At 55.4% G+C, this 26248-nt stretch carries 21 protein-coding genes and 1 pseudogene; 11 read left to right on the plus strand and 11 right to left on the minus strand.

Annotated features, from left to right (window positions below; all coding sequences use genetic code 11):
• Positions 1-69 precede the first annotated feature (69 nt).
• The 6 genes and pseudogenes from dnaA (at position 70) to KOE80_RS10390 (ending at position 8025) form a co-directional block, all read left to right on the plus strand.
• Positions 70-1467: a chromosomal replication initiator protein DnaA gene (gene dnaA / locus KOE80_RS10365; RefSeq protein WP_009461437.1), complete on the plus strand. Its 1398-nt coding sequence runs from the start codon at positions 70-72 to the stop codon at positions 1465-1467.
• Positions 1468-1469: 2 nt separating this feature from the next.
• Positions 1470-2579, plus strand: coding sequence for a DNA polymerase III subunit beta (dnaN, locus tag KOE80_RS10370; protein WP_009461439.1), 1110 nt, complete (start codon positions 1470-1472; stop codon positions 2577-2579).
• Between the two features lie 76 nt (positions 2580-2655).
• On the plus strand, positions 2656-5109 hold the full coding sequence (gene gyrB, locus KOE80_RS10375) for a DNA topoisomerase (ATP-hydrolyzing) subunit B (RefSeq protein ID WP_060186790.1): 2454 nt from the start codon (positions 2656-2658) through the stop codon (positions 5107-5109).
• 439 nt (positions 5110-5548) lie between these two features.
• On the plus strand, positions 5549-6250 hold the full coding sequence (locus KOE80_RS10380) for a pseudouridine synthase (RefSeq protein WP_060186789.1): 702 nt from the start codon (positions 5549-5551) through the stop codon (positions 6248-6250).
• A 231-nt stretch (positions 6251-6481) separates the two neighbouring features.
• Positions 6482-6944, plus strand: a pseudogene (locus KOE80_RS10385) (transposase); the annotation flags it as partial.
• Between the two features lie 175 nt (positions 6945-7119).
• Positions 7120-8025: a LysR family transcriptional regulator gene (locus KOE80_RS10390; RefSeq protein ID WP_226349080.1), complete on the plus strand. Its 906-nt coding sequence runs from the start codon at positions 7120-7122 to the stop codon at positions 8023-8025.
• Positions 8026-8087: 62 nt separating this feature from the next.
• Here the strand turns inward: KOE80_RS10390 and KOE80_RS10395 are convergent, their stop codons facing one another.
• Genes KOE80_RS10395 through KOE80_RS10405 form a run of 3 tightly spaced genes read right to left on the minus strand, consistent with a single transcriptional unit; the run spans position 8088 to position 12227 of the window.
• Positions 8088-9095 carry a Bug family tripartite tricarboxylate transporter substrate binding protein gene (locus tag KOE80_RS10395; protein ID WP_226349081.1) on the minus strand — a complete coding sequence of 336 codons (1008 nt, stop codon included), beginning with the start codon at positions 9093-9095 and terminating at the stop codon, positions 8088-8090.
• Between the two features lie 46 nt (positions 9096-9141).
• Positions 9142-10599, minus strand: a complete 1458-nt coding sequence (locus tag KOE80_RS10400) for an aldehyde dehydrogenase family protein (RefSeq protein ID WP_226349082.1) — start codon at positions 10597-10599, stop codon at positions 9142-9144.
• A 26-nt stretch (positions 10600-10625) separates the two neighbouring features.
• On the minus strand, positions 10626-12227 hold the full coding sequence (locus KOE80_RS10405; protein WP_226349083.1) for a GMC family oxidoreductase: 1602 nt from the start codon (positions 12225-12227) through the stop codon (positions 10626-10628).
• Between the two features lie 527 nt (positions 12228-12754).
• Between KOE80_RS10405 and KOE80_RS10410 the strand changes: the two genes are divergently transcribed.
• The 3 genes from KOE80_RS10410 (at position 12755) to KOE80_RS10420 (ending at position 15415) form a co-directional block, all read left to right on the plus strand.
• Positions 12755-13759: a Bug family tripartite tricarboxylate transporter substrate binding protein gene (locus tag KOE80_RS10410; RefSeq protein ID WP_226349084.1), complete on the plus strand. Its 1005-nt coding sequence runs from the start codon at positions 12755-12757 to the stop codon at positions 13757-13759.
• Positions 13760-13820: 61 nt separating this feature from the next.
• Positions 13821-14732: an MBL fold metallo-hydrolase gene (locus tag KOE80_RS10415; protein ID WP_226349085.1), complete on the plus strand. Its 912-nt coding sequence runs from the start codon at positions 13821-13823 to the stop codon at positions 14730-14732.
• 215 nt (positions 14733-14947) lie between these two features.
• Positions 14948-15415: a GFA family protein gene (locus KOE80_RS10420; protein WP_226349086.1), complete on the plus strand. Its 468-nt coding sequence runs from the start codon at positions 14948-14950 to the stop codon at positions 15413-15415.
• Between the two features lie 20 nt (positions 15416-15435).
• Here KOE80_RS10420 and KOE80_RS10425 read toward each other — a convergent pair whose 3' ends face one another.
• From KOE80_RS10425 to KOE80_RS10455, 7 genes are all read right to left on the minus strand, one after another.
• Positions 15436-16110 carry a GntR family transcriptional regulator gene (locus KOE80_RS10425; RefSeq protein WP_226349087.1) on the minus strand — a complete coding sequence of 225 codons (675 nt, stop codon included), beginning with the start codon at positions 16108-16110 and terminating at the stop codon, positions 15436-15438.
• Between the two features lie 70 nt (positions 16111-16180).
• On the minus strand, positions 16181-17950 hold the full coding sequence (locus tag KOE80_RS10430) for a TRAP transporter large permease (RefSeq protein ID WP_083055139.1): 1770 nt from the start codon (positions 17948-17950) through the stop codon (positions 16181-16183).
• Positions 17947-18540, minus strand: a complete 594-nt coding sequence (locus tag KOE80_RS10435; protein ID WP_045930479.1) for a TRAP transporter small permease subunit — start codon at positions 18538-18540, stop codon at positions 17947-17949. Before KOE80_RS10435 ends, KOE80_RS10430 begins: the two co-directional genes overlap by 4 nt.
• Positions 18541-18709: 169 nt before the next feature.
• The gene (locus KOE80_RS10440) at positions 18710-19720 is read right to left on the minus strand and encodes a PDR/VanB family oxidoreductase (RefSeq protein ID WP_226349088.1); all 1011 of its coding nucleotides are present in this window, start codon (positions 19718-19720) and stop codon (positions 18710-18712) included.
• A 51-nt stretch (positions 19721-19771) separates the two neighbouring features.
• A complete protein-coding gene (locus tag KOE80_RS10445) occupies positions 19772-21277 on the minus strand; it encodes a Rieske 2Fe-2S domain-containing protein (RefSeq protein ID WP_042485031.1) in 1506 nt (501 codons plus the stop codon).
• Between the two features lie 34 nt (positions 21278-21311).
• On the minus strand, positions 21312-22373 hold the full coding sequence (gene ilvC, locus KOE80_RS10450; RefSeq protein WP_226349122.1) for a ketol-acid reductoisomerase: 1062 nt from the start codon (positions 22371-22373) through the stop codon (positions 21312-21314).
• 74 nt (positions 22374-22447) lie between these two features.
• Positions 22448-23353, minus strand: coding sequence for a LysR substrate-binding domain-containing protein (locus KOE80_RS10455; RefSeq protein WP_035269416.1), 906 nt, complete (start codon positions 23351-23353; stop codon positions 22448-22450).
• A 169-nt stretch (positions 23354-23522) separates the two neighbouring features.
• Here KOE80_RS10455 and KOE80_RS10460 point away from each other — a divergent pair, with 169 nt between their 5' ends.
• Both KOE80_RS10460 and KOE80_RS10465 read left to right on the plus strand, forming a co-directional pair.
• Complete coding sequence (locus KOE80_RS10460; RefSeq protein ID WP_226349089.1) at positions 23523-24362, plus strand: class II aldolase/adducin family protein; 840 nt, start codon at positions 23523-23525, stop codon at positions 24360-24362.
• A 74-nt stretch (positions 24363-24436) separates the two neighbouring features.
• Complete coding sequence (locus KOE80_RS10465) at positions 24437-25519, plus strand: TRAP transporter substrate-binding protein (protein WP_035269413.1); 1083 nt, start codon at positions 24437-24439, stop codon at positions 25517-25519.
• Here the strand turns inward: KOE80_RS10465 and KOE80_RS10470 are convergent.
• On the minus strand, positions 25514-26215 hold the full coding sequence (locus KOE80_RS10470) for a GntR family transcriptional regulator (protein WP_052159255.1): 702 nt from the start codon (positions 26213-26215) through the stop codon (positions 25514-25516). The genes KOE80_RS10465 and KOE80_RS10470 overlap by 6 nt on opposite strands.
• Positions 26216-26248 lie beyond the last annotated feature (33 nt).

The raw sequence follows: 26248 nt of genomic DNA on the forward strand, positions 1-26248 counted from the left end.
AAATTTGTTAGCCTGTGGATAACTTGGCACAGCTCAGGGTAGAATCGAGGTTTACAGAAGTGATGACCGATGAATGAATTCTGGCAGTCCTGCGTTCAGAAATTGGAGCAGGAGCTTCCCCCCCAACAAATAAGTGCGTGGATACGTCCACTGGTTCCCCTGGACTTCGATAGCGAAGCCGGGGTGTTGCGCGTTTCTGCTCCTAATCGTTTCAAACTGGATTGGGTCCGCAAGAATTTCGCCACTCGTATCGAGGAACTGGCTTCGGATTTCTACGAATGTCCCGTGACGGTTCAGTTCGAGCTGCCTTCGGCCAGCGCGGCGCCTCGTCGCGCCCTGGCCGATCGTGCCGCTCCTGCGCCTGCAGGCAGCCCCGCCGGTGAAAACCTGGCCCCTCCTGTTGCCAACCCGGCCATGACGGCGGTGGTGGATGCGGTACAGGATCGTTCGCGCCTGAACGCCGAACTGACTTTCGACAACTTCGTGACGGGTAAAGCCAACCAGCTGGCACGCGCAGCGGCCTTGCAGGTGGCCGAGAACCCCGGTGTCTCCTATAACCCACTCTTTCTGTATGGCGGTGTGGGTTTGGGCAAGACCCACCTGATTCACGCGATCGGCAATGCGCTGGTCGCCAATGGCAATGGTGTGCGGGTACGTTACGTCCATGCCGACCAATACGTGTCGGACGTGGTCAAGGCGTATCAGCGCAAGGCGTTTGACGAGTTCAAGCGCTACTACCATTCGCTGGACTTGCTGCTGATTGACGATATTCAGTTTTTCGCCGGCAAGAACCGTACGCAGGAAGAGTTTTTCTACGCCTTTGAAGCGATGGTGGCTCAGCGCAAGCAGATCATCATCACCTCGGATACCTATCCCAAAGAGCTGGCCAATATTGATAGCCGCCTGATCTCGCGCTTTGACTCCGGCCTGACCGTGGCCATCGAGCCGCCCGAGCTCGAAATGCGCGTGGCGATCTTGTTGCGCAAGGCTCAGGCCGAAGGCATTGCCATGCCCGAAGAAGTGGCCTTCTTCATTGCCAAGCATCTGCGCAGCAACGTGCGCGAGCTGGAAGGGGCGTTGCGCAAGGTTTCGGCCTACGCGCGTTTCCATGGCCGCGATGTCTTGACGGTGGAAGTGTGCAAGGATGCACTGAAGGATTTGCTGTCGGTCTCCAATGGGCAGATCACAGTGGAAAATATTCAGAAAACCGTGGCCGATTTTTATAAAATCAAGGTCGCGGATATGTACTCCAAGCGCCGCCCCGCCAATATCGCCATGCCGCGCCAGGTGGCCATGTATCTGGCCAAGGAACTGACCCAAAAGAGTTTGCCGGAAATTGGCGATCTTTTCGGTGGTAGGGACCACACTACGGTGCTGCACGCGGTGCGCAAAATCTCGGATGCACGCACCAAGCAAGCCGAACTGAATCACGCATTACACGTACTGGAACAAACTCTCAAAGGATGACCATGCAACTCGTTCAAGCTACCCGCGACGCATTGCTAAAGCCCTTATCCACAGTAGTTGGCATTGTGGAGCGCCGCCATACTTTGCCGATTCTGGCCAACATCCTGCTGCGTAAAAACGGCTCTGATGTCTCTTTCCTGGCAACCGACCTGGAAGTGCAGATCACCACCAATGCCGACTTTGGCGTGGGTGAGGACAATGCAGCCACCACGGTGGCGGCCCGCAAGCTGCTGGACATTCTGAAAGCCCTGCCCGACTTTGGCGATGTGCGCCTGGGCCTGGACAGCGGCAAGCTGACCATCCAGTCCGGCAAGAGCCGCTTTCAGTTGCAGACTCTGGAAGCCGCTGATTTTCCAGTGCTGAACCTGCCAGAGCAGTGGGACGTGTCCTTGAGCATGCCCCAGCGCACTTTGAAGCACCTGTTCAATACGGTGCACTTTGCCATGGCGCAGCAAGACATTCGCTACTACCTGAACGGTATGTTGCTGGTGTTTGAACCCGGCCTGGTACGTACGGTTACCACGGACGGTCACCGTCTGGCTCATAATGCCACCGCAATTGACGGCGTGCAGGAACGTCACGACATCATCGTGCCGCGCAAGACGGTGCTGGAAATGCAGCGTTTGCTGGGCGATACCGACGATCTGGTCAACATTGATGTGTCCAGCCGTCAGATTCGTTTCCGCTTTGGCGATGTGGAGCTGGTCTCCAAACTGGTTGAAGGCAAATTCCCCGACTTTGCTCGTGTGATTCCTTCCAACTACACCCGCCACTTCGATGTCAGCCGTGAAGTGCTGCAAGGCAGTTTGCAACGTGCTGCCATTCTGACCACCGACAAACTGCGTGGCGTGCGACTGCAACTGTCGCAAAACCAGCTGAAGATTTCTGCTTCCAACGCTGAACAGGAAGAAGCCGTCGAAGAGCTGGATATTGATTATGAACACGAAAGTCTGGACGTTGGCTTTAACGTCAGCTACCTGCTCGATGTGTTGGCCAGCATCAAGGACGAAACCGTCCGCTGGTCTGTGCAGCCCGATGCCAACGCCTCCGTGTTGATGACGCTGCCCGAGCAAGAAGACTTCAAGTACGTGGTCATGCCGATGCGCATTTAATGCAGCATGTTTGACCGGTATGGCCCGCCGGGCCATACCCGCTTGAAGCAGACAGGCTATTACAAGGTTTTATGCTATGACCGATCAAACCACGACCACCCAGCCAGCCGATTACGGCGCTGATTCCATCAAAATGCTCAAAGGCCTGGAGGCCGTGCGCAAGCGTCCAGGCATGTACATCGGGGACACCTCCGATGGCACCGGCCTGCACCACATGGTTTTCGAGGTGGTGGATAACGCGATTGATGAGGCCTTGGCCGGTCATTGCGACGATATCGTCGTCACCATCCACTCCGACAACAGCATTTCGGTGTGCGATAACGGCCGCGGTATTCCAACCGATATCCACAAGGACGACGAACACCAGCGTAGCGCCGCTGAAATCGTCATGACCGAACTGCACGCCGGCGGTAAATTCGACCAGAACTCCTACAAGGTATCTGGCGGTTTGCACGGTGTGGGTGTGTCTTGTGTGAACGCCCTGTCCGAATGGCTGTTGCTGACCATCTGGCGCAATGGCAACGAACACCAGGTCGAGTTCCGCCGTGGCGAGCGCACTGCGCCCCTGGCGGTGACCGGTCCTGCAGAAGGCCGCACGGGTACCTGCGTGCGTTACCTGGCCGACGTGGAAATTTTCAGCAATATCGAATACCACCACGAGATCCTGGCCAAGCGCCTGCGCGAGCTGTCCTTCCTGAACAATGGCGTGAAGATTCGCCTGGTTGACGAGATTCAGGGCAAGGAAGAAGACTTTGCCTTCCTGGGCGGTGTCAAAGGCTTTGTGGATTTCATCAACCGCAACAAGACCCCGCTGCACCCTAACGTGTTCAGCGTGGCAACCGAGTCCAATGCCGGCGGTACGCCAGTATCGGTTGAAGTGGCCATGCAGTGGAACGACAGCTACGCCGAAACCGTGCTGTGTTTCACTAACAATATTCCCCAGCGCGACGGTGGTTCCCACCTGACCGGTCTGCGTGCGGCCATGACCCGCGTGCTGAACAAGTACATTGCCGACAACGAACTGGCCAAGAAAGCCAAGGTCGACACCTCCGGTGACGACATGCGCGAAGGCCTGGTCTGCGTGCTGTCGGTGAAGGTGCCCGAGCCCAAGTTCAGCAGCCAGACCAAAGACAAGCTGGTGTCCAGCGAAGTGCGTCCCGCCGTGGAAGAAGCCGTGGCCCGCACCCTGGAAACTTGGCTGTTGGAAAATCCGAACGACGCCAAGGCCTTGTGCGGCAAGATCGTGGAAGCAGCCCGTGCCCGTGAAGCGGCCCGTAAAGCCCGCGAAATGACCCGTCGCAAGAGCGTGCTGGAAGGCGCTGGCCTGCCCGGCAAGCTGGCCGACTGCCAGGAAAAAGACCCAGCTCTGTGCGAACTGTACATTGTGGAGGGTGACTCCGCAGGCGGCTCGGCCAAGCAAGGCCGGGACCGTAAATTCCAGGCCATTCTGCCGTTGCGCGGCAAGGTGCTGAACGTAGAAAAAGCCCGTTTCGATCGTCTTATTTCCAGCGAGCAGATCACTACCCTGATCACCGCCCTGGGTACCAGCATTGGCCCGGACTTTGACATCGACAAGCTGCGTTACCACCGCATCATCATCATGACTGACGCGGACGTGGACGGTGCTCACATTCGTACCCTGCTGCTGACACTGCTGTATCGTCAGATGCCCGAGCTGATCGAGCGTGGCTATGTGTACATCGCGCAGCCGCCCTTGTTCAAGGTTAAGGTTGGGCGTGAAGAGATGTACCTGAAGGACGAGGCCGAGGAAGCGGAATTCATGTTGAAGCTGGCCCTGCGCGATGCAGTGCTGACGCCAGCTGAAGGTGCAGCTCCCATCACAGGCGAAGCCTTGTCCGACTATGCTCATCGCTACGTGAAGGCCAAGGCCGTGATTGAGCGCCTGTCACGTCATATGGACGGTGATGCCCTGTCAGCATTGGCTGAAGGCGTGAAGTTGAACTTGGACTCGCAGGAAGCTGCCGAACAAACTGCTCAGGATTTGGAGAAGGCCCTGTTCGACGAAGCTGCCCCCACCGTCGTCAAAGTCTTTGCCGCCTTTGATGAAGGGAGCGAATCCTGGCGTGTGGTGGTGCAGCGTCTGCACCATGGCAACATCCGTGTCACGGTGTTTGACCGCAACTTCGTGCGTGGTGGCGATCACCAAACTCTGGCCCGCGCTGGCGAGACCTTTGCCGGTCTGATCGGTGATGGCGCCATGGTGGCTCGTGGTGAAGGCGAGAAGCGTCGTGAAACCGCCGTGGATGACTTCCGTGAAGTCATGCAATGGCTGTTGACCGAAGCCGAACGCGGGCTTAGCAAGCAGCGCTACAAAGGTCTGGGTGAGATGAACCCCAGCCAGCTGTGGGAAACCACCATGGACCCCACTGTACGTCGTTTGCTGCGTGTGCAGATTGCTGATGCTATCGATGCGGATCAGATCTTCACCACGCTGATGGGTGATCACGTTGAGCCACGTCGTGCCTTTATCGAGTCCCATGCCTTGCAGGCGGGGAACCTGGATATTTAAGGCTGTCGGTGTTCACAGTTTCTGAAAGCTGTTCGGTTTGATGAAAACCGATCTCAGAAATTTGTGAAAAACCTCGCAGTGATGCGGATAAGAAAAATGGGCTCCGGCGTTCTTGCTGGGGCTCATTTTTTTGGTGATGACTGATGAGCTCTGAGTCTTGAAGATTCAGCGTCTTTGGGCAGGCTCAATTAATTTTTGTCAGTAGACACGGACTGATCAATTGCCTGGTGGGTTGGTGGCAATGGCGTCACGCGCCAGGAATGGAAAGGTGCGGAATCAAGCTGATGTGGTCTACTTGCAGTGATACACCCTGCTTCAGAACGAACTAAAAGAAGGGTCGTGGGATCTGATGGTGGTACCTGGCGTCGGCCTTGCAAGGCCTCTTGATCGATCGTAAAGACGCTGTAAATTATTCAATAATTCTTTGTTTGGAAATGGAATGCGACTGGACAAGTTTCTTGGTGAGAGCACGGATCTGAGTCGCTCAGACGCGCGTAAAGTGCTTAAAAGCGGAGAAATCACCGTCAATGGCGAGGTAGTGACCAAAGGCACTCACGTTGTACAAGAGGGTGATGTAGTGTGCTGGGATGATGAACCGCTTGCCCTGATTGGCCTGCGTTACATCATGCTCAATAAGCCCGCTGGTTATGAGTGCAGCCTTAAAAATAGCGCCTACCCGTCCGTGATGATGCTGATCGATGTGGATAAGCGTGAGCGCTTGCACACCGTTGGTCGATTGGATGTGGATACCACCGGGCTGATTTTGATTACGGATGATGGCCAGTGGACGCATCGTATTATTTCGCCCCGCCATCAATGCGATAAGGTCTACGTGGCGACCTTGGCAGAGCCTTTGCCTGATAATGCAGAAGAATTGTTCAAGGCCGGTATCTTGTTGAATGGCGAGGACAAGCCAACGCTGCCAGCCGTGCTGGAACGCATTGATGAACGTACCGCAAGGCTAACCATCCAGGAAGGGAAATACCATCAGGTGAAGCGTATGTTTGCTTCCCTGGGGAATCTGGTTCAGACCTTGCATCGCGAGCGTATAGGCTCCCTGTCCCTGGACGACAGCCTGGAGCCAGGCGAGTCGCGCTACTTAACGCCGGCCGAGGTGCAGCAGTTTGTAGAAGAGGGCTAAGCTCCTGGCCCTTGGTTCTGGCTTTGATAAGTCAAAGGTGTATCAAGGCCAAGGCTTTGATGTCCTGATGTTGGAAAACCAGTCAAAAAAAGCGCTCAAACAGAATGTGTTTGAGCGCTTTTTTGTACCTGCATCAATCATCAAAGGGTCTGGTGGCGCGGTGTCCCGCCTTATTTAAGCGCCTTGCGCATGATGCTGGTGTTGTGTTCATAGCCTAGTTGCTCATACCGCGTTTACAACAAGGCGGTCTACTTGGTCTGGGTGTCATGCCCGACGGAACTCGCGATATCCTGATCGCCGTCACTGATGGCCTCAAGGGCAGGCCCGAGGCGTTGGCAGCGGTCTTCCCGGCCACGACGCTATAAACCTGCATCGTCGATCCGCAACAGCTTGGATTACGCTGGTTGGAAGGATCGCAAGCCTCTGGCCGTTGCCATCCGCCCGATCTACACAGCGCCCAGTGCAGAGGCGGCCTGGGTCGAACTGGAAGCGTTTGCCCAAGAAAGCCCTTGGGGACAGAAATTCCCCACAGTGGCCGCTGCCCGGCGTCACGCCTGGGACCGCATGACTGCGTTTCGGTCTGGCGTTACGCCACATCACTGCAAAATGGAGCTGCTCCGGCCATGATTGGAAGACAGCCATGAGCCAATTCGCTATCCTTTATGAAGAACGATTCGTCCGGCCTTCTGCTTGATGTTCAACCCGCCTTGAACATGAAATTAATGACACTCCCATAACGCCTCGCCTTGTTTGCCCATAGCGGCTCCATTCTCTCAAAGCTTGGAGCTATTCACCCTGGTAGACTATGGGTTTGAGGCGTCACGGGCCATTGCTCTAGCTTTTGACAAGCTAATTTTCATAAGAAATTGATGACTAAGATCACTATCTTGCATCTTCAGACGTTGTGCCGTATTGCCCAGCAGGGCAGTTTTCAGGCGGCAGCCGATTATATGCACACCACTCAACCTACGGTCTCGGCGCGTATGCGCGAGTTTGAAGACCGCATCGGTTTTCCTGTGTTTCATAAGCGCGGACGTAGGATGGATCTCACAACACAAGGGCGTGAGCTTGTTCAGCAGATTAAACCCTTGTTGGCTGCCATTGATGACGTGATTTATTCGCTGGATGATGCATCGCATGCATCCGGATTGATCTGTGTGGGTATTGCCGGCTTGATAGGGCAAACGTGGTTTTCAACGTTCATTAAGACGGCCAGAGCCACGATGCCACAGCTTAGCTTTGAAGTAGAGGTCGGACAGACCTCTTTGAGCGTCAGCAAACTAGAGAACGGGCAGTTGGATCTGGTCTTTCTGGCTACTCATTCCCTACACATGGATCATCGGTTTCATGTCGAGCCGATTGGTGTTGCTGATGTGCTGCTGGTAGGGGCTCCTGAACTTGTGGGGCGAAATGGTAAACAGTCCGACAAAAATTGGTTGCAGATTCTACAAAGTCAGCCTGTATGGTCGCTTTCAAAAGAGTCGCCATTGCATCCGATCTTGATGAAGCTCATCAAAGACTATAATTTGAAAGTGAAGGTCGATATTTGCAGCAACATACTGACCTTGAAGGAATTGATCTGTAGAGGGACGGGCGTCGGTCTGATGACTGCCCCTCTTATTGAGTCTGAGCTGGAGCGCGGCGAATTAGTAGTACTAAAAGAGGCCCCCGCTTTTGCGCCTATTCCGTTTAATGCGGCTTGGGGCATGGATCAAAGCCAGACGGTTATTCGCAAATTGGTGGATATTGCCAAGGCAGTTTCCACTTTTCGTTAAGTCGGTCTTGACGGCCACCCTGCCCATAGGCGTGTGCATCGGATATCAAGACCGACCATTGTTTATTCTGGCTTGATACCTGCGTCGCTTAACAATTGACGCCAGCGAGCGATGTCATCGGTCAGTAGTTTACGTGAGCCCGCCAGGGAGCGATGACTTTCGCTGGGCACGGCCAATCCCATTTTTTGATATCTTGCCATCAAGTCGGGTTGAGCCAGTACCTTGTTAAGAGCGACGTTCAGTTTTTGGGTGATCTCTTCTGGTACGCCTTTTTTGACCACCACCATATTCCAGATGGTGTAGTTCAGATTCTTATAGCTAGACTCGCCAGCCGAAGGCACGTCAGGCAAAACCGACACCCGCTCTGGACTGAGCACGGCCAGCCCTTTTATCTTGCCAGAGGCAATCGACGACACTGCAGTACTGCTGCTTTCCACCGTGTAGTCAATGTGGCCGGCCATCACATCTGCCGTCGCTTGCGCTGCACCGCGATAATGGACAGCCCCCACATTAATACCCAATGTTGCGTTCAGTAAGACTGCCCCTAAAAAGGCTCCCGACCCGACGCCGGCATCCCCGAAATTCATGGATGCGGCATTGGCTTTCGCGTAGGCTGCAAAGCTATCCAAATCCTGGGCAGGGAAATCAATACGTGCCGACAAAATCTGTGGGGCATCACCAACCGAAGCAATCGGAGTGAAATCCTCTAGGTTGTTGTATGGCAAATCCTTGTGCACGGATGCATTTGCCGCCAAGGTGCCAACGTTACCCAACAATAATGTATAACCATCGGGTGCGGCTCTGACGAGTTTAGACTGGCCAATAATGCCACCTGCGCCGGGAGCGTTTTCCACCACCACTGCTTGTTTGAGCTCCTTAGCCAAGCCTTCGCCGATCGCACGCGCCAACACATCGGTCGGCCCGCCTGCGGTATACGGAACGATCAAACTGATCGGTCGCTCTGGATAGGTACCCGCTTGTACGCTGCCTCCTAAGATTATGCCGAATATGGCCGTACACACACGGCTGGTCAGCTTGCAACGTCGTTTGATAATAGGTTTTGGTTGCATGGTTTTATCTCCTCTTTGTTAGAAATTTTTTCTCAACGCCAACGAGTTACTTAGGATGGCGCAGCGAGAATGTCACTACTTTCTCGTCAGTCATGTCTCGCACGGCATACTTCGGCCCCTCGAAACCGTAGCCACTATCCTTGACACCGCCATAGGGCATACCATCGTTACGAGAGCTGGACGTTTCATTAATGTGCAGACCGCCCACTTGCAAATGACGCGCCAGATAAAAGGCCGTATTGACATCGTTCGTAAACACGCCTGCCGCAAGGCCATAAGGGGTGGAATTGATTCCCTCGATTACTTCTTCGACTGTCTCAAAAGGCAAGAGTGTGACGACTGGCGCAAAAATTTCCTGGTCAAACACGCTCATGCCTGAATGCACGTTAGACAGAATCGTAGGTGCCAACACAGACTTGTCGCGCTGCCCACCTGCAACGAGCTGCGCTCCCATACTGACTGCCTCCTTGATCCACGATTCAGCGCGTATCGCTTCTTTTTCGGTGATCATCGGGCCGACATCGGTGTCGCCCAATCGTGGATCCCCACTTTTGAGAGCACGAACCGCGTTCTCTAAACGTGCCGTTACCTCAGCGACACGTGATTGCGCCACGTATAGGCGCTGAATGGATGTGCATACTTGGCCCGCCTTTCGGAACGTTGCACGCAGAATGCGGGGCAATGCAAACTCGAGATCCGCATCCTCGCAGATGACTGTGCAAGCAATACTTCCCAACTCTAACTGCGTACGGCGTCGGCCTGCCTTTTGTTGGATGAGGCGGCCCACACGTGTGCTGCCCGTAAAGGTATAGAAGTTGATATCTTGCTCGTCTAATAGCCACTCACCAGCCTGTGCGCCTTCTCCGTGTACCAGCGATAACAACTCCGCAGGCCAACCGGCTTCCAGCAAGACGTCGCAAATTAGGCTTGCCGTCAATGGGGTGTACCCTGACGGCTTGATAATGACAGCGTTGCCAGCAGCGATCGCGGGTGCGACTTTATGCAACAACGCGTTGAAAGGCGCGTTAAATGGCGTAATGGCACACACGATTCCGACAGGGGTACGCAGCGTAAAGGCGAGACGGTCCTTTTGCCCTGGATTGCTATCCATAGGGATCATTTCACCGCAAATCCGCTTGGCCTCTTCCGCCGAGATTTCCAGCGTATCCAATCCACGAGCGATCTCATTGGATGCTTCACCCACTGTGAAGCCGGCCTCCAGGGTCATCACGTCGATAAATTGCTGCTTTCTCGCCGTGATCAGCTCTAACGCTTTACGCAAAATGCGCGAACGCTCATAGCCATCAGGTACTTTCTTTAAGTTAAGCCGTGCTGCGATCACGGCTTGCCGGATATGCTCTTGCGAGGTTTGATCGATCTGCGCGATGGCTTCACCGGTATAGCGGTTGTAGACCGTAAAACTCGCGCCGCTGTTCACACGGACACCGGCGATTAAACTCAATGAAGAAACGTTAACAAGTGCTTCGGGAAAATCTGTGGACATCGTGGTACCTCCAAGAATAGTGTGCTTTACTTCGCTAAAATCATGTCAGCGGCTTTTTCGCCTACCATCAAACTGGCCGCCAAGGTGTTAGCAGAAGGGACTTGCGGCATGATCGACGCATCCGCAATGCGCAGATTTTCCATACCATGGACGCGTAATTGGGCATCCACAACAGCCATGGGATCGTCCTGGCGTCCCATTTTGCATGTGCCTACCATGTGATAGCCGGTCGTGCCTTTTTGACGTGCGTAGTCGAGCCATTCGTCATCTCGATGCACGTCTTTCCCCGGCTGCAATTCGCTGACCAAATAGGGGGCCATCGCCGTTGTCGTCATCAACTGTCGTGCAATCTTGAGCGCTTCGACAAGGGTTCGCTGATCCAATTCATGTTCGAGGAAATTGGGTTGGATCAACGGTGCCTGCAGTGGGTCTTTAGACTGAATGTGTACATAGCCGCTGCTTTCTGGCCGTTGTTGACGCGCCCCGGTACTCATGCCGGGCATATCGTCCAATACATAGTTGCTGCCGGGCTTGTAGCTTGCTGGGGTAAACAAGATCTGAACATCGCCCCGCTGAGGGCTGAAACGTGTTTTCCAGAACACATGCACCATGGAGGGGCTCAATCCCAAGATGCTGGGCTTGCCTGCAAACCATCTGACGATCTCTCTACCTAATCGCCACCCCTTGGACAGTTCGTTGAGCGTTAATGCTGCCTTCGCTCGCGAGATACTGCGAACGGTATAGTGATCACGAAAATTGGCGCCCACGCCGGCTAAGGCATGTTTGACCTCGATACCATGCCCTGCCAATAGTTCGTGAGGTCCGACCCCCGACAGTTGTAAGATTTTTGGCGAATTTACCGCTCCTGCGCTGAGGATGACTTCACGGTTGGCATAGAGCGTATGCGTTTGGCCATTGCGCAGATACTTGACGCCAATGGCGCGTCGACCTTCAAATAAGACTTCCGATACAGTGGCATTCGTTTTAAGCTGCACCCGCCCACTTTTAAGTGCTGGACGTAAAAAAGCATCCGAACAATTGACACGTTTATTCTGGTAAATATAGCGTTGGAAGTACCCTGTGCCGAGCTGCTCCGCGCCGTTGTAATCGGCATTGCGCGGGATCCCGAACTCTTCACAACCTCGAATAAAGGCCTCACACAATGGTGAGTTCCAATCTGGATTAGTAATAGGAAGCTCGCCCGTCAAGCCACGAAAATCAGGGTCACATTCTCCCACCCGACGCTCCGAGCGTTTGAAATAAGAGAGAACATCGGCGTATCCCCAGCCAGCGTTTCCCAGTTTTTCCCAGTCATCGAAGTCTTCGCGTTGGCCACGTGAGTACACCAGTCCGTTAACGGAGCTTGACCCACCCACGACTCGTCCTTGCGGCATCGCAATGATGCGATTGTTTGTTGCCTGTGCAGGCTCCGTTTGGTAGTTCCAGGTGAACTTGCCGCTGTATAGCGTTTTGACGAAACCGACCGGGACGCGGATGAAAAAATTGTTGTCGTTTTGGCCGGCTTCCAACACGCAAATGCTGTTAGAGGTCTGTTCGCTTAGCCGCCTGGCGATAACAGATCCAGCCGGCCCCGAGCCGACAATTATGTAGTCTACGTATTCATTCATTTTGCCTACGCGATGCCTCTGTTCTTGCTTATTGCCAGTAGGTTAAGTCCGTAGATATATAAAAACAATCGACATTTTTTAATTGTTTATCATCAATAAAATTAATGTTTTGAGAGTTGAAACGTTCTCCATGAATCAAACTTCAATGAGGCTATCTGGGCCTGCGTCCCAATAAGCAGGGATCGCATGGATGTGTACGCCACTATTTGCGACTCAATTTCGACGGTCTCGCTGTATGGATAGGAACGGATCTCTAGGTCATCTGATTGGCACAGCACATTACACTTACTGAGCTCAAATACATTAAAAAAATAAATATATAAAAATATAAAAATATTGATTGTTTAAATGAATTGGGCGACTTAATCTTCGCAAAATGCAAGTTTCCGTCCTGTTGAGCTTGTGTTTGCCGTGCGAATTTTCACGGTAGCCATGCAGGCGAGATCTGGCTTGCAATACGTCTGGCAACGATAAGCAGACATTGACGGTCGAACCACGACCGCATCAATCCATATATGGAGACAACAATGCGTCATCACTCTAAGTTGAACCACTATTCCTCCTCGCGCCGCCAACTGCTCGGACTGCTTGGGACAATCCCTCTGATTGCACACTTACCTGCTTCCTTTGCGAAATCTGCCTGGACCCCTCAAAGGCCAGTCAGATTGGTGGTTCCTTACACGCCTGGCGGTGGTGCGGACATTGTGGGACGTATTCTTGCGAAGGCCTTGCAAGGGATCTCCGGCCAACCCTGGGTGGTTGAGAACCGTCCTGGCGCTGCAGGTAATATCACGGCCGATCTCATCTATGCCTCGAAACCCGATGGGTTGACGTATCAAATTACCAATCTTGATACGAGTGTGCTCAACACCTTTCTGTATCCAAGTCGTCAGCAAAAGATTGAAGCCGCTATTCCGGTGGCCTCCATCGCCCGTATTGGTACGGTACTCATGGTTCGCGAGGGTCTCCCCGTTCGTGATCTGACCCAATTGGCGGCACTGGCCAAAACCCAGAATCTCACCTATTCCTCATGGGGTATGGGTTGTAGCGCTCACCTGGGCGTACTGCTTTTGGAGCAGGAGATGAAGATCCCTGAAATGGTGCATGTTCCCTATCAAGGAGGCGCCAATGCCATGCAAGCCCTACTAAAAGGCGAAGTGGATCTATTCTTGGCTCCCATGCCACTGGCTATGGCTCACCGCTTGGGATCGGTCACGGCGCTGGGTTATGCCGCCGAGCAGCGTAGCCAATTGTGGCCTGAATTGCCTACCCTTCAAGAGCAAGGTGGGCCTTCTGTTGATCTTGGCAATTGGTTCGCCGTATCCGCCCCTCCAGAGACATCACCGGCCGCGATCGAAGCGGTGAGTGATTTCATCCAAACCGCGTTGGCGGATCCGGCGATGCTCGACTCGTTAAAGGCCCAATCAATGGTGCCGTTTTTGGCCGACAATACCCAATTGGCCCGCTTCATTGCAGATGAGAAAACCCGTTGGGGGCAGGTCATCGCTAACGCAAAGCTCAAGCTTGAGTAGCGGCTCATGCCTTTACGGATAGTCGTTCGTTACCCACAATCAAGACAGAGAGTTATTTTCTATGATACCGATCGACATAGGAAAGGCCCGTATTGAAAAGGTCATTGAGATCGCTAGTATGGATCTGGCGGGGGACTGGCTCTTTTCCAATATTCAAGCTGAGGATATTGACGCTGAAATTGACTGGCTGGATCCTAGCTGCATAGACAAGATCAGCCGAAAGTTCAAGCTGAGTTTTCATTCTTTCCTGATTCGTACGCCAAGCCGCAATATTCTGATCGACACATGCAACGGTAACCATAAAGAACGCCCTTCAATGCCTGCATGGCATCGTTTGAACACACGCTATCTGGAGAATCTTGGACGCTTAGGTCTGCGGCCTGAAGATATAGACTTGGTTTTGTGTACACATTTGCATGCAGACCACGTCGGTTGGAATACCAGGCTTGACAATGGTCGTTGGGTACCGACGTTCCCGCGTGCTCGTTATCTGATGGGTCGGCAGGAGTTCGATCATTACCACCGCCTCAATCTTGATAATCCGACCGCGCCGATCAATCGTGGCTCCTTTGTCGATAGTGTGTTACCGATAGTTGAGGCAGGCCGGGCTATTTTCGTGGATGCTGGTGATCAGGTCATGACCGAGTTAGGTACCGATGTGTATGTAGAAAGTGCGCCTGGCCATACTCCTGGAAACTTGCTTGTACATATCTGCCACGGCCATCAGCACGCCATTATGTCGGGAGATGTCATCCATCATCCGATCCAATGCGCACGCCCTCATCTGTCTAATGCCGCTGATTTTAATGAAGCAGCCGCACTGCGTTCCCGACTGAATCTGCTTGAGAGTTGTGCCGATAACTCGAAGATATTGTTGACCGGCCACTTTGCAGGCCCAACAGCGGGTCACGTCGTCTCACATGGGTCTGTATTCCAGTTCAAGTTTCTCACTGCAGACTCTTCGGTTGCCTAGCCATCGGTAGAAGGGTGTGACTTTTATTCAGCTCTGCGCGTAGTCGGCTCATCTGGCTTGTAGGAATGACCAACGGAGATGCTACTAGCTGCTCAGTAAAGGGACGATAAAAAAGCGCATTACGGGCCACACAAAGCGCTTATCGTCATTGGAATCAGCGCGATTTGGCATAGAGTAGCTAACTACAGACTCCTTCTATTTAGAGAGGCCTTTCTATGATTGAAACCCATCCCGATGCCTGTTTCATTTACAAAGCTGCCTGTCACTGTGGCACGGTCCGTTTTAACGTACGACTTTGTGACGGCTTGAGATCCGCACGTCGCTGCAATTGTTCTTATTGTTGTATGCGTGGGGCGGTAGCTGTATCGGCGAATCTGGCTGATATTCAGGTCGAGCAAGGTCAGGATGCGCTGACGCTTTATCAATTCAACGAAGGCCAGGCCAGGCATTACTTCTGTTCGCACTGCGGAGTCTATACCTTCCATCAACGCCGCTCCAATCCCGAACAATATGGTGTCAATGTGGCCTGCATCGAGGCAATGAGCCCCTTCGACTTTCAGGAGATACCTGTTTACGAAGGTCGCGCTCATCCCAAGGATAGAGCAGATGGTGCTTCTGTGATTGCGGGCTGGTTGCGTTATGAGGTTAACTCCGAGAACCGTAAACCAACACCCCCCTTGTAAGAAAAGGGGGGGTGTTGGTTTCAGGCGGGCTGCTCCAGGATTTCTTGCAAGCGGCTTAGCAATTTTTCACTGGCATTGTGCATATGCCGTTCGCAGATGGCGAGTGCCCCAGCTTCGTCGCCAGAGGCAATGGCTGTTGCCAGTTCCTCATGCTCGTCCCAGATGGACAGACGCTGTTCTGCTGATTGCAGTACCGCCCCCATGACACGCCGCAAGTGTACCCAATGAACCTGTGCGCTCTCGGCGATCATGGGGTTGCCCGACGCTTCGTAAATTGCTTTGTGAAAGGCCTCGTCGGCTTCGATCATGGCGCGTACGTCATGACCACGAGCAACCTTGCGGCCCAGACGGATCAGATCCGGGTCCAGTACGGCACTTTGACGTGCCGCCAGCTTGGTTGCCAACGCTTCCAAGGCCCCCCGCACCTGGTACAGATGCCCGATATGTTCCAGATCCAGCGGGGCCACCATGACGCCCCGCCCTTCGGCGTCTTGCAGCAATCCATCTTTCTTCAGGAGCTGGATGGCTTGCAGCACGGGCGAGCGGGACACGTTGAGCTGCTCGGCAATGTCTTCCTGAGTGATGCGCGAGCCGGGGGCCAGGGAGCCGTCGCTGATGGCATCGAGCAGGATGCGGTAGACCTCGTCTACATAGTGTGGACGGGCCTGCAACTTACCGGAAAGCTTGGCATGCATGAGGTCTGGAACTCCGCTACAAACAAAAAACAAGTTAAGGCCGCAGCCTGACTGCGGCCCTGGGTTTACATCAGGGCGTGGTCCGCATGGATTGCAAGAGCGCCGCCATGGGGTCCTGGTCTGACGTCGCTTGTACCTCGAACGGGTTGCTTAGCGGGTCGTCTGCCTGTATTGCTCCTGGGCTGAGCATGGGGGCGGGACGGTTCAGCTGGAGCAGGATTTCTTCATCGCTCAGGCTGACTGTTTTATGCAAGCCTCCCGTTACCAGTTGCGGATAGGCAATCACAATACCCACCACCAGCAATTGTAGTACGACGAAGTAGGCTGAGCCCTTCCAGATCTGCTGGGTACGAACCCTTGGAATAGTTTGCTGGCTAACGGAATCCACATAGTCGGATCGGGGTGCCACGCTGCGCAAATACAACAAGGCAAAACCGAACGGGGGTGTCAGAAAGGAGGTTTGCAGGACCAGAGCAATCACGATACCGAACCAGATCAGATCAATGCCCAGGCTGTTGGCGACGGGTGCCAGTAAGGGCACCACAATGAATGCAATTTCAAAAAAGTCCAGGAACATGCCCAGCACAAAGATGATGGCGCTGACGGCAATGACAAAACCCAGTTCGCCGCCGGGAATGGCATCAAACAGGTGCTCTACCCACAGGTGGCCGTCTGCGGCACTGAATGTGAAGCTGAAGACGGTGGAGCCGATCAGGATGAACATCACGAAAATAGCCAGCTTGGCGGTATTTTCCAGAGCTTGATTGAGCAAGGACCAGTTCAGGCGTTTGCGTATCAAGGCCAGTATCAGCGCGCCAATTGCACCCATGGCCCCGCCTTCTGTTGGTGTAGCAATTCCCAGGAAGATGGTGCCAAGGACCAGAAAGATCAGGATGACTGGCGGGATCAGGGCGAAGACAAAGCGTTCGGCCAGTTGCGAGAGCAGTCCCCAGCCTGTCACGCGATTTACCGTCGCAAACAGCAGCGCACTCAGGGAGGCGACAACCAGGGCGGTGATGGCCACTTGATCCGTGGGGGCCTGAGCCGGCTGGGAAAAGACCTGGGCCATGACTTCGTTGTGCAGGCCTGCCCAGGTGAATCCGATGAAGGCGCACAGCAGGACCAACATGCCCAGCGACCGTCGTCCGCTTGCACCAGTGGCTGTCACCTGACTTCTGGCCTGTTCTGGCAGTGCTGGCATCCAGGAAGGACGGATCAAGGCCAGAACAATGACGAATGTAATGTAGATCACCAACAGCAGGAGACCAGGGCCCAGTGCCGCTGCGTACATGTCTCCGACTGAGCGGCCCAATTGATCGGCCATCACAATCAGGACCAGAGACGGCGGCAATGCCTGTACCAGTGCTCCTGAGGCGGTGATGACGCCCGTAGCAATTTCCGGTTTGTAGCCGTAGCGCAGCATGACGGGCAAGGAGATCAGGCCCATGGAGATCACCACCGCCGATGTGACGCCGGTGGAGGCGGCCAGAAGGGCCCCTACCAGGACAACCGAAACGGCCAGGCCACCGCGGACAGCACCAAAGAGCTGGCCCATGGTTTCAAGCAGGTCTTCGGCCATGCCCGAGCGTTCCAGAATGATGCCCATCAAGGTGAAAAAGGGGATGGCCAGCATGGTTTCGTTTTGCATGATGCCAAAGATGCGTAGCGGCAAAACCTGGAACAGATTGGTCGGAAACAGGTCCAGTGCAATGCCTAGTACGCCAAATACCAGGCCGGTGGCGGCCAGTCCGAAGGCCACAGGAAAGCCGGTCAGCAAGAGCACAATCAGGCTCAGGAACATGATGGGGACGAAGTAGTCCGTGATAAAGGTGGCAATCATCGTGCGCCCTCCTGTGCGGTCGATAGCGCTTGGGCGGGCACCTGAATAGGCGTGTCCTGGGCATTATCTTCAGCAATGCAGTCCGGCCCTTTGCCTGTCAGGAACAGGATACGTTTGACCAGCTCGGCCAAGCCCTGAAGCAACAGCAGGCTAAAGCCGGCAGGAATCAGCAGGTAGGCGGGCCAGCGCACCAGCCCGCCGGCATTGCCGGACATTTCACCCGAATGCCAGGCGGCGGTGAAGAATCCCCAGCTCAGGTTGATGACAAAAATACAGAACGGGATCAGGACGACAACAATCCCGGCGATGTCGACCAGGTTGCGTCCCCGCGCCCCCAGGCGGGTGGAAACAAAGTCGATACGAACATGGCTGTTATGCAGAAATGCGTAACCTCCTCCCAAGAGAAAGACAGCCGCATACAGGTACCACTGAGCTTCCAGCATGCCGTTGGAGCTCAGGTCAAAGGCCTTGCGAGTGATGGCGTTGCTGGCGCTCAGAATGGTGGTGGCCAGCAATAGCCATTTGATGATGAATCCGATACAGCGGTTCAGGTGGTCTATTCCCCCCACCATGGTTTTCAATGCAGTCATTTTTGTCTCCGCGAATATTGTTGTGTTCGTCGTTGTGCTGCCGGGGAGTGTTTGATGGCGGCCGTGTGCAAGCCGCTCTGTAGCAGGTGCTGTGTTGACTCCTTGGGCTACGAGCGTGCCCGAAGTAAATGGGGTGTGCCCTGGCGGGAGCCAGGACCAGGAGATGGCCTTACAGGTCCAGAACCAGTACGCCCGAACGTGCGCGTGACACGCAGGCGGTCAGGCAATGGCTTTGCTCGTCGGGACTGAGGATGTAGTCCTGGTGATCCACATCGCCTTGCAGATAGTTGATGCGGCATGTGCCGCACAGGCCCGATACGCAGGAGGTGGCAATCGGCACACCGGCTTGCGTCAAGGCATCACTCAGGGATTGATCGGGTGCAACTTCAATGCACTGGCCGGTACTGGCAATCTGCGCCACGAAGGCACCGGGAGGCAGGGTATTGGCACTGGGGGCGGGTTCAGGCGCCTTGAAGTGTTCGCAATGCACGGAACCGGCAGGCCAGTGCGAGCTGGCCTGCGCACAGGCTTGCATGAAACCGGCTGGGCCGCAGTAATACACGTGGGTGCCTTCAGCTGCATTGGCAAGCAAGTCCTGCAGGTTCAGACCTTGTGCGGGATTGCCGTTGTCCAGATGCAGATGCAGGCGGCCTTGCTCTTGCCATGTGAGCAGTTCGGAGCCAAAGGCGGCCGTGTCGTGGCTGCGAGTGCAGTAGTGCAATTCAAAGGGCTGGCCCTGCGATTCCAGAAAGTGGGCCATCGCCTTGATGGGCGTGATACCTATACCCCCGGCTAACAGAATGGAACGGCGTGCGTTCGGGTCCAGTCGAAAATGATTTCGGGGTGTGCTGACAGTTACTTGCTGCTGGACTTGCAAGACGTCGTGCAAGGTGCGTGAACCGCCTCGTCCATTGGCATCGCGCAGGACAGCAATGACGTAACGATGGCGCTCATGAGGAGGGTTGCACAGCGAGTATTGGCGGATCAGACCAGGTTGAATATGTACATCTATATGGGCACCGGCCTCAAAGGCAGGCAATTCGCCACCCTGAGGACAGCTGAGTTCATAAGAATTGATGCCTTGCGCTTCGTAGCGGATTTGCCGGATCCGCAGCGACAGTAGCCCGTCCGGGTTGGTAGCCGCCTGGACGGGAGTGGCGGGTTCTGCAATGGCGTTCATGGCGCTCTCCGTATGGGGCACCCGCCCCTTTGGAGCGGGTGCGGCAGGCGATCAGGATTCAGCAGCGACAGCGCTGAGCGATTGTTGAAGTTCTTGCATGCTTTGTTTGACGAAAGCCTCGCGTTCCGAGCCTTTCAGATTGTCGGCCGAGGTCAGGATGCGCACGATTTCGCGCGTGGCATGTCGGCGGCGTGCGACTTCCTGGGCCAAATCCTCGGACTCGGGAATCGCCAGGACATTGCCCGAGCAATAGCTGTTGGGGGCGCCACCACAATCTTTCAGCCATTGTGCAAAGCCTTCGGGGGTCGCGGCAGGGTTGGAGCCACGCAAGGCATCGCGCAACATCTTGCGGAACATGTACAGCCCGGCGTCGAACTTGGTTGGGTTCTCCAGCGCATGGACCGCAATCGGGCGCTGGCTGATGATGGCTTCGTAATCGCCCGGTGCCTGCTGGCATTCCTTGTAGTTGTGACGGGCACGATGGTCGGACGGGATGGGCGGCAGGTCTTCCAGCTTGTACTGTCCAAAGCGCTCGGGACGGCGCATCGCAACCTGCCCTTCCAGAAAGTCGATGGTCTCGTAGCCCACCATCTCCTTGTTACCCACTCCGCGTGTATCAATGCCAGGGCCCATGACGCGCCAGCCAATCATCTTGCTGTTCTGGTCGTCCACGGGAACGGTCCAGCGCACGATGTGAAAGCGGCTGAAAAACTTTTGCTGGGCACCGTCTTCGGACGTGTAGGCATGCAGGCTCAGATTGGGCAGGACCTGGTGCTGAACACGGATAAATAGATTGTCCTTGCTGGCACGACGGGCACCCGCGCAGGCCAGGCTGCGGCCATTGTGTACCGGGATGAACTGCATGTCGGGGGCTACTTCCATGGAGGCCGCGCCCACCTCATCAAACGTGGTGCCCTGGTAGTTGCCGCCTACCACGTTCTTGGCAGCGTGCAGTGCGGTGGGGTGGAAGTTGTCAGCGGCGTTGTCCTGTACTTGCAGCCAGTTGCAGTGCTGGAAGTTGCTGAAAGCCACTAGTTCATCACCGGGCATGACGGTGAAGTTTTCCTCCCATTCGGGGAAAGGGGGTTCGGCATCGGGCGGGCCCATATAGGCAAAAATCAGGCCATGGCGCTCGAAAGCCTTGTAAGCACCCTGACGGATGGAGCAGGCGTATTTTTCGCCCTCGGCCTCTTCGCCTTTGGGGTAAGGGACATGCAGACAGGTTCCGTCTACGTCGAACACCATGCCGTGATAGCAGCACATAATGCCCTTTTCCTGGATGGCACCGTATTCCAGGGAGGCGCCACGGTGGGCGCAGTGGGCGTGCAGCAGCCCGATCTGGCCGCTTTTGTCGCGAAAGGCGACCAGCTCTTCCCCCATGATTTTCAGAAAACGCGGGGTATCAGTCAGTTCCGCGGCCATGCAGACGGGATGCCAGAAGCGGCGCATGTACTCGCCCATGGGCGTGCCTGGGCCGACTTCGGTCAACTCGGGGTCGTGATCAGGAATGCGGTTGGTGTAATAGCCGCCGTAGGGAATCAGTTTCTTTTCGGTCATGTCGTCCTCGTGTACAGATCAATGGTGGAAAGGGTCAGGCTACTTTTCGGTCGACCAGCGCCTGGGCGCTGATCCAGGGCATCATGGCGCGCAGCTGCTCGCCGACGATTTCAAGGCGGTGGCGCTGGTTCAGGCGTCGATGGGCATTCAAGGAAGGTTGGCCGGCACGGCTTTCCAGGATGAAATTCTTGGCATAGGTGCCGTCCTGGATGTCGCGCAGCAAGGCTTTCATGGCCTGGCGTGTGTCTTCGGTCACGATGCGTGGACCGGCCTGGTATTCGCCAAACTCGGCATTGTTGGAGATGCTGTAGTTCAGGTTGGCGATGCCACCCTCGTACAGCAGATCCACAATCAGCTTCAGTTCATGCAGGCATTCGAAATAGGCCATTTCTTCGGCATAGCCCGCCTCGACCAAGGTTTCGAAGCCGCACTTGACCAGATCCACCATGCCGCCACAGAGCACCGCCTGTTCGCCAAACAAATCCGTTTCGGTTTCTTCACGAAAATCGGTTTCGATAACGCCGGAGCGTCCGCCGCCATTGGCGATGGCGTAGGACAAGGCCAAGTCACGAGCCTGACCGGAACGGTCGGCATGAATGGCAATCAGGTGGGGAACCCCACCGCCTTCTACATAGGTCGAGCGCACCGTGTGGCCGGGTGCCTTGGGGGCGACCATGATGATGTCCAGATCGTCGCGAGGCTGGATCTGGCCGTAATGGATGTTGAAACCGTGGGCAAAGCCCAACGTGGCGCCGGGGCGGATATGGGGGGCGACTTCCTGCTCGTAGACGCGGGCAATGTCCTCGTCAGGCAGCAGCATCATCACGATGTCGGCTTGCTGAACGGCAGACGCGATGTCGGCCACAGCCAGACGGGCAATGGCGGCCTTTTGACGCGAGGCACTGTTGGGGCGCAAACCCACGACCACTTCCACGCCAGAATCACGCAGATTCAATGCGTGAGCATGGCCTTGAGAGCCGTAGCCGATGATGGCAACCCGGCGTTGCTGCACCAGGGCCAGATCGCCGTCCTTGTCATAAAACACCTTCATACTGCCTCCTTTTTGTGAGTTCTGTGTTCTGTATACAGAGTTCAGTATTGTGGGGCGATATTCGAGGTGTCAAGGAAAAATTGGCAGGTCGGGGGAAATCCCTAGGACGGAAATTTTGCTTAGCGCATCGGGGTCAGGCTGGCCTCGCGCAGCAGCCATTCACGCAGGTGTTCCACGCGTTTGAGCGTGTCGCGGTGATTGCGGTAGTAGAGAAAATGCATCTCGCGTTGCAGGCTGCGACCATTGGGCGCGGGCAAGACGATTAGTTCTCGATTGTCCAGTTCGCGTTCGGCAAAGCGCTGTGTTTCCAGGCAGACACCCAACTGATCCACCGCTGCTGCAACTGCCATGGCACCGCGGTCAAAGGACAGACGTGGACCGGGGGAGGCGGCCATGCCATTGCTGCCAAACCAGTCAGCCCAGCTGACCGGACTGATGGTGGAATCGATCAAGGGCAAATGCAGGTACCAGGGCTGATGCAGAGCCAGACTGGCATAGAGCTTGGGCGAGCATAAGGGTAATAGCGGTTCAGGGTGCAGCGACTCCACCACCAGCCTAGGGTCGTGGCTGGGGGCATGTCCGTAGCTGATCACGCAGTCAATGTCGGTGGACTGGTGCAGATCGGGCGGCGTGGCATCCGTGCGCAAATGGATGGCCAAGCCGGGGTGATCTCGCATGAAAGCATGCAGACGGGGCCCCAGCCATTTCACCGCCAGGCTGGGAGCGCAATGCACGGTCAAGGCGTGCGTACCCCCGCTCTCGCCCTGTGTGTCCTCGCAAAGCCGGGCCAGCTTGTCCAGCAAGGGAGTCAGTTCCCGATAGAACTCCTGGCCTTGGCTGTTCAAGCTGACACGCCGGTTGTGACGGACGAACAGGCTGCGTCCCAGATGAGTCTCCAGGCTTTTGACCTGATGGCTGATCGCGGAAGGAGTCAGGTGCAGCTCATCGGCCGCCAGGCTGAAACTCTCCAGCCGGGCGGCCGATTCAAAGGCTCGTAGCCAGGCGAAATTAGGGATGGCTCGCATGAGGGTGCCTTAAACAGGTGAATATTTTTAATCAATAGCTGAAAAAGCTTCGTTTGTCATTCATGGTTTTCGACCTCTACCATGGTTTTACGTTTCACCCGTACGCTGCGCTGGATGGGCTGGCGTGCGGGCAACGCAACATCTTGCCGAACCCGAAGGAGACCTTCCCATGAACGCTAAACCCGATATCAAAGAAATTTTGGCCATGACGGGCCGGAAGTCGATTTATCAGCCCGAACAGCAAGGCCTGATCTACCCGGAAGAGCCCCAGTTTGATTCTTTTGAAGAAGCGCGCACGCATTTGAAGCAGCGCCTGGTGGCCGCTTGCCGCGCTTTTGCCCTGCACGGTCTGGATTATGGCTTTGCTGGTCACCTGACCATCCGTGATCCCGAGCATCCGAGCCTGTACTGGACCAATCCCATGGCCGTGCACTTTGCCGATGTGAAGGTCTCGAACCTGATTCTGGCGGACCACGAAGGCAAAGTGGTGGAAGGCGATTACGCGGTGAACCGTGCCGGCTTTGTCCTGCATGCTGCGGTTCACGAAGCACATCCCGACATCGTTGCCATGTGCCATGCCCATACGGTTTATGGCACTGCGTTTGCCTCACTGGGCCAGGAAATCCTGCCTATTACGCAGGATGCCGCCGCCTTTTTTGAAGACCATGTTGTCATTCGCGAAGAAGCGGGTCAGGTTGCCGTGGAAACCAAGGCTGGTCACAAAGTGGCTAATGCCTTTGCTGGCGTCAAGGCGGCCATCCACCAGAACCATGGCTTGCTGACGGCCAGCCGTCACAGCATTGAAGCCGCCGCCTTCTGGTTCATTGCGCTGGAACGCTGCTGCCAACAGCAGTTGATGATTGCTGCAACCGGCATGACGCCCACATTGGTGACCCCCGAACGTGCCCGTTACAGCCGTGAGCACGTAGGGAGCGAATACATTGGCTGGCTGCACTTTCAGCCGATCTGGGAAAACCTGTTGCGCACCCAGCCCGATATGTTTGATTGATCCGTCCCGCAAGCAGCTTGATCCGTTGGGGGCAAGCTGCTGACTTTGCATAAATAAAACGAGGAGACACAAGCGTGGAACGACGAGCAATGCTAAAACTGACCGGCCTGGCCGGCATTGTGGCCAGTGGCATGGCCCCTGCGGTCGTCAAGGCGCAAGAGAATTTGCGCTGGCGACTGGCATCGAGCTTTCCCAAGCACCTGGATACGATTTATGGCGGTGGGGAAGTCTTTGCGCAGAAAGTGCGTGAGCTAAGCGATGGCAAGTTCAATATCTCCGTTCATGCGGGCGGGGAACTGATGCCGGCCATGGGTGTGGTCGATGCGCTGGAACAGAACTCGGTGGAAGCGGCTCACACGGCGCCCTACTATTTCTTTGGCAAGAATGAAGCGTTTGCCTTGAGCTGTGCCATTCCGTTTGGCATGAACTCTCGCCAGCTGACGGCCTGGATGTATCACGGCAATGGCTTGAAGCTGACACGTGATTTTTATGCCAACTACAACATCGTCAACTTCCCCTGTGGCAACAGCGGTGTGCAGATGGGCGGCTGGTTTCGCAAGCAGATCAATACCCCGGAGGACATACGGGGCCTGAAGATTCGGATTGGTGGATTGCCCGGTAAAGTCATCGAGAAGCTGGGTGGCATTCCGCAAAACATCGCCGGTGGCGAGGTGTACCAGGCACTGGAAAAAGGCGTTATTGATGCCGCCGAGTGGGTGGGGCCGTATGACGATTTACGACTGGGCTTTCACAAGGTCGCGCCCTATTACTATTACCCAGGCTGGTGGGAAGGTTCAGTAGGGCTGGATCTGCTGGTCAACAAGAAAGCGTATGACGGTTTGTCGCAGCACTACAAAGATATTGTCGCGGCAGCCAGCACGTATGCGCATCTGGATATGCAGGCCAAATACGATGCCCGTAACCCAGGTGCTTTGAAAGAACTGGTCGGTCAGGGAGCCAAGGTCCTGCCTTTCTCCAAGGAAGTGTTGGATGCCTCATTCAAGGCGAGTGAGGAACTGTATGCCGAACTGAATGCAAGCAATCCGCAATGGCGAACGATTTATGCGGATTACCGTGCGTTCCAAAAGGATGAGCTGCTGTGGTTCCGCTTCGCGGAAGCGCGCTTTGATCAGTACATGCAGTCCGTGTCTTTATGATCCGAAGGCGGGGGCTGAATCGATTTGCTGCCTACGCAAGAAATACGAAGCCTCCGCCAGCTTCAAGAATCCCACCATCTCGGTACGCGCATACTCCGGATCCCCGCTGGTCAGGGCCTTGCCCAGCTTTTCCAGCGCCTCTACCGTGGCCTGATAGTTATCGGTATCGCTGGTATTGGCAAAGCGCACCTGGTTGGCGTGGTCGGCGGACATGGCGATGGCGTCCAGCAGGCGCTCGTTGTGTACGCATTGCAGCCAGGCTTGGCGAAAGCTGGCGTTGGCGCTGAACATCAGGGCGGCGTCTTTGTGCACCATGGCCACTTTGGCCAGATCAATGGCTTTGCTAAGACCGGCATGGAGCTGATCGCGGTCGGCGATGTTGACGGCCAGCGCGGCAGCAGCCGGCTCCAGAATGCGGCGTAACTCAAAGATGTCGCGCACCATGGCGTCGGTCAGCACGGGGACCTGAAATCCCCGTGTGGTGCTGTTCAATAAACCTTCGTTGACCAGTCGCAGCAGGGCCTGGCGCACGGGCATGCGGGTGCAGCCAAAGCGCTCGGCCAGCTCGTAATCCAGCAGGCGGTCGCCGGGGTGCCAGTCGCCTGCATTCAAACGCTTGCGGGTGTCCCGGTAAATGGTGTCTACCAGCGTTTCCGCCTTGCTTGCCTGTGTGGATTTACCAGTCGAAGTCGCCATACGAAACCGATCAGAAAAGAATGGATGATTGTA

It is taken from the genome of Alcaligenes sp. 13f, from assembly GCF_020496585.1.
GTDB classification, from domain to species: Bacteria; Pseudomonadota; Gammaproteobacteria; order Burkholderiales; family Burkholderiaceae_B; genus Alcaligenes; species Alcaligenes phenolicus.